Here is a 12,562-nt window from a genome sequence, read left to right on the forward strand (position 1 = left end):
GGGTTTAGGGTATACTTTTCTTTACAGTTTATTTATAAAGACAGCTTGTTCTTTGAGCTGGTCCATTTTTAAGTATTCGACTCTCCGCAATTGACGGTCCTGTTGCTGTACTACCAGTTTGTTTTCAGGAGAATGAATTCTAAGAGCACTAACTACCCTATCAAAAATGGTATTGACATACAGCCCGTTTCGCAGATGAACCGCCAGGGTCAGAAAAATCGGATATTTCGATAGCGTGGGTGCAATAACCTGGACTAAAACTACGGTCCCAAAGACTAGTAAAAGCGCTCCAACCAATAGAGCCTTGCCAACCCCGGGGGTGTGCAACTCCGGAACCTGAGACGACAAGATATAATGAGCACCTGATTCGAGAGAGAAAAAGGCGCCCGCTACGAATAATACCATCAGACTTGCCCTCATGAACAAGGAAATCCCTCCATTTTTATCGATTGCCAGAATAAATATTCGAGATAGTCCCATAACCAGTATTGAGCCTATAGCCACCAGGGGGAGTTCTCTGTATACATCTATACCCCAAACTATGATGAAGCCACTGTAAACTACCAAAGCCAATAAAATACCCGCAGCAATTTTGTACAGGGAGTATGACTTTGGTAATGATGCTATCTTATTCCCTTTGATCACGTCTATTGCACTTCCTGATGAAAGAAAGGCATGGGCTTTGTAAAATGAGTGCCCGACCAGATGAAGCATAGCTGCAGGGAATATCCCAAAACCACATACCAACAAGCTAAAGCCCATATGAGCAATGCTGGAATAGGCTAATGCCGTTTTAATAGAAGTTTGAGTCAGGTAAATCACTGAACCAAATAACGCAGTGAAACCACCAACAATAATAAGCAGGTAAGGAGCGTATACACTGGCATCTATTATATGAGCCATTCTGATAATTAAAAACGGCCCTGCATTTAGAAGTCCTGCATGTAACAGGGCAGAAACCGGCGTTGGGGTCTCCATAACCTCAATTAACCATCCATGCGTAGGGAATTGAGCTGATTTCAGAATAGCCACCAATACTAGCAAAACAGCGACTCCCTCCATACTGGCAGGCAACAGCCCCAAAGTATTCCTTTCCTTTATCATGGCAAAAACCATCTCAAAATCACCTGTTCCAAACTCCCGATACAATAGAAGCACCGCCACCAACAAGCATAAATCTCCTAACCTCGCCAGTATATACTTCTTTCTGGCCGCAACCAATGCACCTGGCCTGTGAGCATAGAAAACCAACAACCGGTGTAAGGAGATACTGGTAAGCACCCATGAAATCAAGAGAACAAACAGATTAGCCGATAAAACAAGTAATTGCACTGAAGCTATTGTAGCCGCTAATCTGCCAAGGAAAGCTCCCTGACGCTTATCCCCGTCGAGATAATTGAGGCTGAATTTTACAATAATAAAACCAAGTAGTGCGATCATAATCAGCATTGCGACACTTAGTGCATCCAGCCTTAAGCTAAAGCCAAGACCATTGAATCCAACCAACTTGGTTTGTAATATGCCGTTATTTGCTACGGCAATACCACAAACAATGGCAATCAATATACTCGTCACCGTTGACACCACACTCATACGCTTGACAATTGCCGGGCGAATTCCTGGTTGAAACCGGGAAACAAGCGCAGTAGCAGCAAAAATTGCAGGTGATAATACTGTTATAAACGCAGGGAGATTTTGAAACATGGGTTAAAGTTTTATTATGGTTTAACGAATGTTTTTAGATAAATTCTACCGAAAGGTTCGACTCTAACTTCAAGTTCCTTTCTGATAATTTAGCTTTCTTAACAAGCTCCTGTAAGGTTACAAGGGAAGCTTTAAGCTCTTCAATTCTTTGAAGGGATGTTTCATCTTTTAATCCAAATCTTATTTGTTGACTGAGATCTCTCATCTCATGAAAGTTGATTTTTTTCATAAGTAAGTTGGTCATTATTTCATGAGCTTCTTCCGGAGTAAAAACTCCTTTGATAAGATCAAACCTCGTCTGTTCTGTTACCATTTCTTGTGTTTCTCTCATTGTTGTCATGGTTAAAAATTTGTTGATGATGCGAAATTGGGTAAAACAATTCATAAGTTTTTATTTATATTTGTTATAAAACACATAAATAAATTTTATGAATTACACGATTCATCAGCTTCAGATATTCCTTAAAGTGGTTCAAAAACAGAGCATTACTAAGGCTTCCGAAGAGCTTTTTATGACCCAACCTGCAGTCTCTATTCAGTTAAAAAACTTTCAGGATCAATTTGACATACCACTTACTGAAGTGATAGGGCGCAAGCTTTACATTACCGATTTCGGAAATGAAATTGCACTCATGGCAGAGCGGGTGCTTCAGGAGTTAAACAACATTAACTATAAAACTCTGGCTTACCAGGGAGTGATGACGGGAAAGCTCAGTATCTCATCAGCCTCCACAGGCAAGTATGTGATACCCTACTTTCTAAATGGATTTATTGAGAAGCATGCAGGCGTTGACCTGGTACTGGATGTCACCAACAAAACCAAAGTGGCAGAAAGCCTGAAAAATAATGAAACAGATTTTGCTTTGGTTTCTGTAATTCCGGAAAAGGTGAACATCGAACAGGAATTATTAATTGAGAATAAATTGTATCTGGTGGGCAATACTCCAGAAAGAAATAAGGCTAAACCTTTGATATACAGGGAAGAAGGATCCGCAACACGGATAGCCATGGAGCAATACTTTGGAGAGCATGAATCAGGGATAAGAAAAAGAATGGAACTCACTTCTAACGAAGCTGTAAAGCAGGCAGTTATTGCAGGGATCGGATATTCAATCATGCCCTTAATAGGCATACGCAATGAACTGATAAATAAAGAGATTTATATCCTACCAGCTGATGATCTCCCTATTAAAACGGAATGGAGACTTGTTTGGCTCAAGGAAAAAAAACTTTCTCCAGTCTGTCAGGCCTTTCTTGAGTTTATCAGACTCGAAAAGCAAAATATACTGCATAAAAGTTTTGAGTGGTATTTAAATTATCTTTAGAAGCTCAAGTAATCCGGCGCTGACTTATCAACTGGCAAGACATATTCATCAATTGAAACAGGCTATCGATCAATTTTACCCCTAATGGCTATTTGGATATAGGTAAATTCATAACATCAAAAGTTGGGTAATCAGACAACAAAAAGTCTATAAATTACCTAAGGAGTCTTTCTTATGAGAGAAAGGTTTCAGAGGTGTATCCTCTGAATTTTAGGACCATTGATGTAACCGGGTGGTGCGCATTATACTCGTAAAATACTGTTAACCTAACCTATTTAAAAATGAAAAAGAAAAAGTTTAACCTTCAAAAATTAAAAGTAACCAGCTTGATTACTAATGTTACGCCAATTGGTAAAGAAACAGAAACTATTAAAGGAGGAGCAGATATTCCCAGAACAACAATTTGCACTGTTACCAATGCTCCCTACTGCTATACATTGCAGATTAATTGTGATTTAGCGACTGCTAATTGTACTAAAACACATTTCCCTAATTGTATTAACCATTAGAGAATAACCGTTAACGTACTATGGTTTGAGTGTGGCGCACCAAATATAGAGCACCCTTCAGGGGCTAACCTGGCTGTAATAATAAGTCTGTAAACACGGAATCCTCATGGTGCTACACTCAGGATGATAATATAATACCTTAACAGGAAGAGTTGATGGTCACTGAATCATCAACCCTTTTTTATCATAACAAACTTTTAAACTTCAGATAATAACCTAGAATCGGGCACTCAAATAAAACGCTGTTTTTAATACTTACAGTTAAGCGCATTTAAAAACGCTCCAACACTTTATTATGCCAATATGAAGAGTTAATTTCTACCGAAACTCTTTTAAGCATCTCCAGATCTTCTTTACCTGGATCTCCAAATTGCATTCCTAAAAATAGATTTTCAGTAAATAACTCATCATTAAACGCCCCCTCCTCTTTTAGTTTATTCATTGTTTCAACTATTGCTTTACTAAAAAAAGCAGCAATGAACTCCCAAAGTTGTTCATCATCTAACACCTCCAGATCAACATCCTCAAACTCTCCTTCATAAAATTCATTGTAAGCACGATCAATAAAATGGTTAACTTCATCAAACAGCTCATAATGTTCATTTACGTATTCCCACGCTGAAGCGTCAATTTCATATGTCATTTGGCTATCTATAGAAGCATTTTTTGATTTTCTATTCAGACTTTCAACTGTGGAAATTGCACCTCCCATACTTCTGCATCCTGAATCACAATAAACAGCTACTGCATATACTTTCTCGTTTTGCAGTTCATTTAACTTGACCGACAGGTAATCTGTCAATGCTTTATAAAGCAACTTTTGAAGCTCTGTATTTAATTGCTCACTATTCATACCGTTCAATAGTTGGTTATAACTTCCTCGTTATACCGCATGCAACCAGACCGCAAGCGTTATCAACCGACCCGAGATAAAAGTACCAAAAACTTTGTTAGAACATACACAATAGAAGTGAATCTCAGCAAGTAAAAAATGATTAGAACAAGAGCTTTCAGCTCACCGTCTACTATCTCAGTCGATAAATTTCCATGGTATAAACTGGGTGATAAACCTCCCCCTCTATACTTTGGAGATCAATATCATTATAAGTATCTAAGACAATTTTTCATTCAACCTCCAACAAATAGTCCTTAACAAGAGGCGGAGCTTCATATACTCCGCCTATTTTAGTTTAAAATTTAAAATTCAGGTTAGCAAAAACATTACGACCCAGAGCAAAAATAGGGCTATTACCTCCTCTTACCGACCTGTTCAAATGCTCATAATAATTTTCATTAAGCAAGTTGTTAACTCCAATATTTGCAGATAAACCTTTCGAAATCTGGTACCCCACTTTTACATCCAATAAACCAAAAGATGGAGTTTTAGTCTCTCCAAATTCTTCTGAAATTCGTGATTGCTCAGCTACATACCGGAAAATAACCTCTGGTCTAAGTCTACCTGCGAAGTAACTACCATAAAGTGCATATCGAAAGTCCAATGGGGCAATTTCGGGCAAAGGTTCATTCCGCTCTAAATCCTTCCCATAGGTATAAGCAATTCCCAAACGATGTACCAAGCCAGCTATTAGTTTTTGATTCCAGCTAATCTCAAATCCTGACTTCAATGCTTCATCAATATTTACATATGATCTAACGCCCGGACTCATAGGAAGTCTGGGAATAAGCGCGGTGTCAATTGTAGATGAGATATAATCCTGCAAATAGGCCGCAAATAGGTCAATATTAATAACTGATTCCTCCTTTATGCTCCACTTGAAATTAAGGTCAGCCTGATAATTTGTCTCAGGGTGGAGTTGTGGGTTTCCCAGCATTTCATATGGATCCTGCCCAATGGGAAAATAGTTGATATAGCGCTCCGCTAAACTGCCACTACGTTGTGCCCTGGCTACCCACAAGCCAGTTTGAAGCTTACCATCGAAGTCTTTCAACAACCCTATACTAAAATTAGGATTAATTTGTGTTATCTGAGTTTCCGGATAGACCTGTGTAAACTCACTGGTTGGATCATTTACATTAGCCGTATTAAATTCCAGTCTACCGGATATAACATAGTCAAAACTCCCACCATTGATCTGATACTCTGCAAAGAATCCGTTTTTGATGATCCTCCCATCCTGCCAGGCATTGTCCGTAGCAATATTACCTGCCATAGGTCCCATCAGGTATTCTCTTACGCGTGTGCCCTCTGCACCCTCTATCCTTACATCTGCACCTGCATATAATTTATTGTTCTCCAAAGCCCACACTGCTTCAGTTCTTCCTCCATAATTATATGTTTTCGCTAATGTCTGGGCATTTAGCATTCTTGGATCCAGTGGCTTAAGGAGATTGTCCATCAGGTGATCTACGAAAGAACCGAATAAGGTTGTATTCCAGCTTTGAAGTCTCTTACCCTCAAACAGGATGTCATGTCTTGCATTGAACATCCACGTATTGTCTTCTCTCAAGTCCATGGCTAATGCAGGAAAATCTGTATCCCGAGCTCTATTATAGATAGCCGACAAGCGTAATTGCTGCTTTGAGGATAATCTAACACCGATGTTAGTACCAAAACTTTCTCTTTCAAAACCTGCCTGTACCGTCTCATCATCTCCGGTAGTGTAGTCCGTACCTTGAGACCATGACGTAAACAGGCTAAGGTTGTAACTCTTACGACTAGAACCTATTTGGCTTTCTCCTCTGATTACATTCCCATTGCTCTCATAACCGCCAGATAATCTACCATAAAATTCAGGTTGACTACTAAAACGCAACTGAGCCGGAATAAAATTAATGGTGGCTCCAAGCCCCGTCCCAAATCGTAATGCATGCGGACCTTTCAGAATTTCAATTCTCTCCATCATATTGGGTGCCATTTGACTCGTAGGTGGATCCATCCTATTAGGACAAGCAGCCGTGACACTTTGAGCTCCGTTCACTACTACATTAAGCTGATCATACTTAAATCCTCTAAAAACCGGATCAAAACCATAATTACCTCCCTTGCGAATACTATTAAAGGCAGGTGTTTGATTCAGTATATGGGCAGCATCATGCTCTAAACGATCCTGATACTCAATTTTAAGCTCCCCCTTCGGCTGGGAGCTTTGGCCTTTCATGGCGATGATTGTAACCGGAAAGAGGTTCACTGTTACAGATCTCCTGTAATCCACACCTTTGCTACTAGCCGCTTGAACCTGCTGGTCTGTTAACGACCACGTACCATAGTTTATGTGAGATAACTTCATTATGGCTCCTTCCTTATAACTGAAAATAATTCTACCATTTTCATCAGAAAAACCGTTTTCACCATCATAATCAAAGGTTGCCTGTACAATCGGCATCCCACTCTCAATGTCGAGAAATCTGATTTCTTTTTGCTCAGATTGAGCAAATATGTTGATCGACAGCATGCTAAATACTGCCAAAATAAAATATTTAAGACTCATTTTGATTATTTAAAAATTAGGAATAATAAATCAGGGTAAGAACAAAACATACCCTTTAACGCACTAGCCATCAGGCAGGTGCTCCACAGTTAAAACCAAAAAAATTAAATCAAATTGAGTTTCGGTGGGCGAAATATATCAACAACAAAAGAAGAACTATACAAGCTATTATTATACGCCGCGTTGAGTTGGTCAAGATACCTGTAAGCAATTATCAACCCGTTAAAAGAACTTTTGACATAGTAGTAAACAACTTTCTGTCTTTGTTCCTTACTCGTTGGCGCTTGTTTGTCTTCCTTTTCCTCAGCTTTCTTAAGCTCCTTAGAAAGGTAGCATTTTCCATTACAGGTAGTAATCGGCTCATCCTTATTAATGCAAAGTACCTTTGCGATAAAATCCTGATTGATTTTAAAATCGATCATTATTCCAATTTTTGTCAAATTGGGTAGCATGACTGCCACTATCATTAATATGGAAAATGTCTTTTTCAAATGCTCTTGGAGAGAATGCCGAAAATAGTCAATCTAGTTATTTTCAAATGATGTACTTCATTAATAAAACAGATATTCTCTACATCTTACAATTCAACTCTAACCCATCATGATCTTTTGAACAACCCGAATAACTTTTGTCATACTTCACAAAAAAGTGTATCCATATAGATCTACTTAACCTGAGCACTAGAGGAAGGAGAAGAAGAACTGCACTAATGATCCCAATTACATACCATGAGGTAGGTGCCTGAGGCGCCAATACTATTAGAGCCACTGATACAGATGTAAAAATAGCAACCTGTAAAGCATAACTGACATACATTGCTCCATCATAGAAAGCCGGCTCTAGCTGATAACGTTGCTCACAGCATGGACATTTATCATGCATTTTGGCAAATGATTTTAGGTTATATACATTATTAGTGAACAACTTTCCTTGTCTGCATCTAGGACATTGTTGTTTAATAATATTCTTTAGCATCTCATTTTTGCTGCTAATATGCTAATCTTATTTGTCGATTATCGTAACAATTGTTACACGAAACCCTATTTTAAGGCTTCGGCATAAACCAGGTAGCTTTATATAAGCTTTGCGCTGAGTCCTGATTTTAATTCAAAGAATATTGTCAATAACATGAACTTTATGATTAATTAAAGAACTTGCAGAGCTATGAAAAGGAGAGCTATACCAAACCAACAATTCAACGTAAGCCATTGAAAAACCATATTTTAAAAACAAAATAGCCGGTTATTTTCCAATAACTGGCTATTTGTAGGTATTCCCTACTAGTCCTCGGACAGTTGAATTATTTAACTTTAACGATAAAAAAATCAATTCATTGTTTGTATGTACAAACATTTGTTATATACTTGCTCCATCAAATGGAAAATTGTAAGTCAAAATATTGTGGTTGTTTATATTATTCTGCGAATGCTTTAGCTAGAATAATGACAAAAATGGCCGATGAAGAATTTGCAACTACAGGTTTAACGTCTTCGTATGCTTTCTTACTAATGACAGTATGTGAAAAGCCGGGGATTCAACCCAAAGAAATTAGTCACCACATGCAATTAACACCTTCAACAGTGACTCGATTAATTGAAAAAATGGAATATAGAGGATATTTAAAGCGTGAACATATTGGAAGAACAACCGCAGTTTACCCAACTCAACTAGGCGAGGACTTGCATCCTAAAATTAAAGAAGCATGGAAAAAACTTTATCAACGTTATTCCAACATCTTAGGTAAAACTGAGGGCGATAAACTCACGGAATTAATCAACGAAGCAAATGAAAGGCTAGAATAATTTTTTTTGTATCTCAAATATTGCGTGTACAAACATTAATAATAAATTAATAAATAAAATCATGAAAATCACAATTTTAGGAACCGGAATGGTAGGACAAACAGTAGCATCAAAACTGTTTAAATTAGGACATATCGTAACAATGGGAACAAGAAATCCCGAAGAAACTAAGCAACGAACACAAGCCAATCAAATAACTGGTGAATCATTTTCAGATTGGTTTAAAAAACAGGAAGGTATTAAGTTAACAAATCTCGAAGAGTCTGCTCTAGAGGCCGACTTCGTGATAAATGCAACCAGTGGGCAGGCATCAATTGATGTATTGAAAAAAGTAGGGGAAGCTAACTTATCCGGAAAAGTTCTTTTAGACATTGCAAATCCATTAGACTTTTCACAAGGAATGCCTCCCAGCCTTTTTGTATCTAATACCGATTCTTTGGGAGAACAAATACAAAAGGAATTTCCAGAATTAAAGGTGGTTAAGAGTTTAAACACAATGAACATGCTTATAATGATGAATCCTGAAAGCATCCCTGGTAACCATAATGTTTTTGTAAGTGGCAATGATGCAAACGCAAAGGAAAAGGTTAGTGGCTTGTTAAAATCTATCGGCTGGAAACAAGAAAATATCATTGACTTAGGTGATATTACTACAGCAAGAGGAACTGAAATGTTACTCCCAATCTGGTTAAGATTATGGACCGCATTAGGACATGCTAATTTCAACTTTCATATTCAACAATCAAAATAACTCATTCAACAACTAAAATTTAATATTACAGGAGCTAGTGGTGGCTTTGGGAAACTAACCGTATTGTCATTATTGGAAAAGGGACACCAGGTGGCTGCAACAATGCGAAACCCTCTTGGTAAGAACAAGAAAATAGCCACTGAATTGAAAGATGCAGGGGCAATTATCATTGAAATGGATGTAACGGATACCGAAAGTGTAAACAGTGGCGTTCAGCAAGCTATTGATGCTTTAGGTGGTTTAGATGTTGTAGTGAACAATGCCGGGAGAGGTGTTTCCGGAATGCAAGAGCATTTCACTCCTGAAGATTTCCAACAAATATTGGATGTAAATGTAATCGGCGTTCAACGCGTAAATAGGGCTGCGTTACCCTTTTTAAGAAAGCAGGGACGTGGATTATTAATTCACATTTCAAGTTTACTTGGAAGAATTGCTCTTCCATTTTACGGACCATATCAATCTGCTAAATGGGCAGTTGAAGCAATGGCTGAAAATTATCGTGTTGAGTTGTCAGGTTTTGGCGTTCAATCAACCATCATTGAACCGGGTGGATACCCAACCTCATTTATGACTAATCTTATGACACCTTCAGATAGTAACAGGAACGAAAGTTATGGTGATTTTATGGATGTACCTGCAATGGCAGCAGCAGGATTTGAGGAACAATTAAAAAATACTCCTGAACAAAATCCACAAAAAGTGGCAGATGCAGTTGCACATTTAATTGAAACACCCGCCAAAGAACGTCCCTTTAGAACCACATTGTGGATTTTATGGGTTGGAGAGATGGAATTCAAAACTACAATGACCAGTTTGAACAGTTAACACAAGGTATGTTACAAGTAAAAAGTTGATTAAATGAGAAACTTCACAGAACGAGAACAAGTGGTTGAAACTGTCAACCGCTTGTTTTATTATACTGACTTCCAGCAATGGGAAAAGCTGATAAAAGAAGTCTTTGCCGAAGAGGTAATATTAGACATGACCTCATTGGGTGCACCAGCAATTGAAACCTTAACCGGAAAGCAAATTTGTGAAATGTGGAAAGAAGGGTTTAAAGAATTGGATGCAATTCATCATCAATCAGGGAACTATATCATTGACATTGAGGGAGATATTGCTTCGGTTAAAGCATATGCCATTGCAAGTCATTATAAAAAGAATGCTACCAAGGGAACAACCCGGGAATTTATCGGGAGTTATGACTTTCGATTGGTCAAATTTAAGAACAACTGGAAAATTGACAGATTTACCTTTAACCTGAAATATATGACAGGAAATACAGAGCTTAATTAAAGCACGAAAGTTCAATCGAATAGACCGCTCTGACTCGAAATGAGCCAGGGTACGCCTCTCACACCACCGTACGGGTCTCGTATACGGAGGTATTGAATTTTAAGGTATGAACTTTCGAATAGTCTTGTATCATACTTTCATAAGCTTTCCTTTTAAGCCGTGACAAGGTTATTGTAGTGCCAGTTTTTAATAAAAGATATATAGATTTTGCCCACTATCGAAGTTTTTGAAAAGTTTGCAGTTCACTCCTAAAACAATTCGAAGAATAGTGCACAAGTGGACGTATGCGCTAGATGGGGTTTGTGGGGATTTCCGCTATAATGTAAGGAACCGCATCTTCACTGGCAATTTTATCCAAAATCCGGTCAATACTTTGAGCCATATTATTATCACCATCAACTGGCAGGTCCAGCACTTCAACATTGTCGATACAAGCCGCAACTCTTCTTGCCTGGTCGTGGTTCCACCGTAACAGTAGCAAACAAGGCTTCAAATCACTCTAAAAATTGAGTCTTGGCCAATTTTTCATCACAAATATCCAGACGGTGGGTGGTTANATCCCACGATTGCTCACCCCATCGCCATGTAGATTGATTATTTGCTTTAAGTCCATTACATCTAGTTTGTTCGCCATACATTTTTTTGATGGCGATGTTAACAGTTAATGAACTCTTAAAGTGGCATAAATAGAACCGAAATACGATTTGGAATGTCATTATAACTGGCACAAATCGAACCGTTAAGACAATACGCTAACTGGCATATTTTGAACCGTAATCACTGGCATAAACACTCCGAAATCAGTGGCATATTTCAAACCGTTATATCCAAAATGAAATAATTTCGGGGTGTTGAAACTTTTCCCATAGACCTATGCTATAACCGAACGATGGTAAATAGTCAGTTGCTCTATGAGAATTACAGTTAACCCATACTTGTCAATGTCTGACCTAGTTTTGTCATCATTTCTGCAGTTATGATCTTCTTTGTTGTTCATACTGACTTAGAAGAGAATTGTCACTAACGTTCCATGTATGGTGTCGTAGCTATCCCGCAGGGTAGCTATGCACTATACATATTGTTGTGTTTTCGTTCTTTATTTTCATTTTTTTGTGCGTTGGCTTTGCTCTTTGCTACCGCAGGTACGAGGATGGCAATGTGCAAATAGCGTTGGCAAAATAACATGAGTTAAGTAAAAGCTCTTTTAAATATCATTTCATTAGGTGAATCTGAAAATTCAGCTACAATCATTGATTTCCAATCAAATTCATATTTCCCGTAAACAGATTCTTTGTCTTCGGGAATATAGATTTCATCTTCATTGAAAGTTACTAGGTATTGAAAATTTGGACTAGATAAGAATTGATGATAAATATAGTTCAACGTATTAACTCTTGTGTTATTTGCAATTCCATGAAACACTCCATCATGAGCAATAAAGTCGGGTAAGTTTCTATTTGTTCTGATATTATGAAGGAAAACCATTAAATCATAAGCAATAAGCCTAAGCCTTAATTGTCCTAAAGCGTCATCTTTTGGAATCTCAACTTCAATTTTAAAAGGAAGATGTTCCCTATTAGATTTGCTTTTAGATGAAATATCAAAATAAGCATGAGAATAATCTTCATCAAGAAAAATGGAACTTTTAAGTATTTCTTGTGAAGACTTCCCAAAAAATGGGACAATGTTAAAATAGGAAAAAACACTAACTTTAATATTGTAATGA

At 37.8% G+C, this 12,562-nt stretch carries 14 protein-coding genes; 6 read left to right on the forward strand and 8 right to left on the reverse strand.

Annotated elements, in window-relative coordinates:
- Positions 1-21: 21 nt before the first annotated feature.
- A complete protein-coding gene (locus JMN32_RS18140) occupies positions 22-1,704 on the reverse strand; it encodes a proton-conducting transporter transmembrane domain-containing protein (RefSeq protein ID WP_202857785.1) in 1,683 nt (560 codons plus the stop codon).
- A 34-nt stretch (positions 1,705-1,738) separates the two neighbouring features.
- The gene (locus tag JMN32_RS18145) at positions 1,739-2,035 is read right to left on the reverse strand and encodes a hypothetical protein (protein WP_202857786.1); all 297 of its coding nucleotides are present in this window, start codon (positions 2,033-2,035) and stop codon (positions 1,739-1,741) included.
- A gap of 97 nt (positions 2,036-2,132) precedes the next feature.
- Between JMN32_RS18145 and JMN32_RS18150 the strand changes: the two genes are divergently transcribed.
- Both JMN32_RS18150 and JMN32_RS18155 read left to right on the forward strand, forming a co-directional pair.
- Entirely contained in the window at positions 2,133-3,029 is an 897-nt protein-coding gene (locus tag JMN32_RS18150) for a LysR substrate-binding domain-containing protein (RefSeq protein ID WP_202857787.1), read from the forward strand.
- A 281-nt stretch (positions 3,030-3,310) separates the two neighbouring features.
- Positions 3,311-3,538 (forward strand): hypothetical protein, encoded by a 228-nt coding sequence (locus tag JMN32_RS18155; protein ID WP_202857788.1) that lies wholly within the window; start codon positions 3,311-3,313, stop codon positions 3,536-3,538.
- A gap of 271 nt (positions 3,539-3,809) precedes the next feature.
- On the opposite strand, the gene JMN32_RS18160 is transcribed toward JMN32_RS18155, so the two are convergent.
- From JMN32_RS18160 to JMN32_RS18175, 4 genes are all read right to left on the reverse strand, one after another.
- On the reverse strand, positions 3,810-4,391 hold the full coding sequence (locus tag JMN32_RS18160) for a DUF4303 domain-containing protein (protein WP_202857789.1): 582 nt from the start codon (positions 4,389-4,391) through the stop codon (positions 3,810-3,812).
- A 337-nt stretch (positions 4,392-4,728) separates the two neighbouring features.
- Positions 4,729-6,987, reverse strand: coding sequence for a TonB-dependent receptor domain-containing protein (locus tag JMN32_RS18165; protein WP_202857790.1), 2,259 nt, complete (start codon positions 6,985-6,987; stop codon positions 4,729-4,731).
- Between the two features lie 104 nt (positions 6,988-7,091).
- The gene (locus tag JMN32_RS18170; RefSeq protein WP_202857791.1) at positions 7,092-7,409 is read right to left on the reverse strand and encodes a hypothetical protein; all 318 of its coding nucleotides are present in this window, start codon (positions 7,407-7,409) and stop codon (positions 7,092-7,094) included.
- 148 nt (positions 7,410-7,557) lie between these two features.
- Positions 7,558-7,962 carry a DUF983 domain-containing protein gene (locus tag JMN32_RS18175; protein ID WP_262896727.1) on the reverse strand — a complete coding sequence of 135 codons (405 nt, stop codon included), beginning with the start codon at positions 7,960-7,962 and terminating at the stop codon, positions 7,558-7,560.
- A gap of 476 nt (positions 7,963-8,438) precedes the next feature.
- Here JMN32_RS18175 and JMN32_RS18180 point away from each other — a divergent pair, with 476 nt between their 5' ends.
- The 4 genes from JMN32_RS18180 (at position 8,439) to JMN32_RS18195 (ending at position 10,836) form a co-directional block, all read left to right on the forward strand.
- The gene (locus tag JMN32_RS18180; protein WP_202857793.1) at positions 8,439-8,789 is read left to right on the forward strand and encodes a MarR family winged helix-turn-helix transcriptional regulator; all 351 of its coding nucleotides are present in this window, start codon (positions 8,439-8,441) and stop codon (positions 8,787-8,789) included.
- A gap of 61 nt (positions 8,790-8,850) precedes the next feature.
- Positions 8,851-9,540: an NADPH-dependent F420 reductase gene (locus JMN32_RS18185; RefSeq protein WP_202857794.1), complete on the forward strand. Its 690-nt coding sequence runs from the start codon at positions 8,851-8,853 to the stop codon at positions 9,538-9,540.
- 24 nt (positions 9,541-9,564) lie between these two features.
- Positions 9,565-10,365, forward strand: a complete 801-nt coding sequence (locus JMN32_RS18190) for an SDR family oxidoreductase (protein WP_317191793.1) — start codon at positions 9,565-9,567, stop codon at positions 10,363-10,365.
- Between the two features lie 33 nt (positions 10,366-10,398).
- Positions 10,399-10,836, forward strand: a complete 438-nt coding sequence (locus JMN32_RS18195) for a nuclear transport factor 2 family protein (RefSeq protein WP_202857796.1) — start codon at positions 10,399-10,401, stop codon at positions 10,834-10,836.
- A gap of 289 nt (positions 10,837-11,125) precedes the next feature.
- On the opposite strand, the gene JMN32_RS18200 is transcribed toward JMN32_RS18195, so the two are convergent.
- Both JMN32_RS18200 and JMN32_RS18205 read right to left on the reverse strand, forming a co-directional pair.
- A complete protein-coding gene (locus JMN32_RS18200; RefSeq protein WP_202857798.1) occupies positions 11,126-11,317 on the reverse strand; it encodes a hypothetical protein in 192 nt (63 codons plus the stop codon).
- A gap of 707 nt (positions 11,318-12,024) precedes the next feature.
- A partial coding sequence (locus JMN32_RS18205; RefSeq protein WP_202857797.1) for a DUF2326 domain-containing protein occupies positions 12,025-12,562 on the reverse strand: 538 nt, incomplete at its 5' end.

The sequence above is a fragment of the Fulvivirga marina genome, from assembly GCF_016775155.1.
In the GTDB taxonomy this organism is placed as follows: Bacteria; Bacteroidota; Bacteroidia; order Cytophagales; family Cyclobacteriaceae; genus Fulvivirga; species Fulvivirga marina.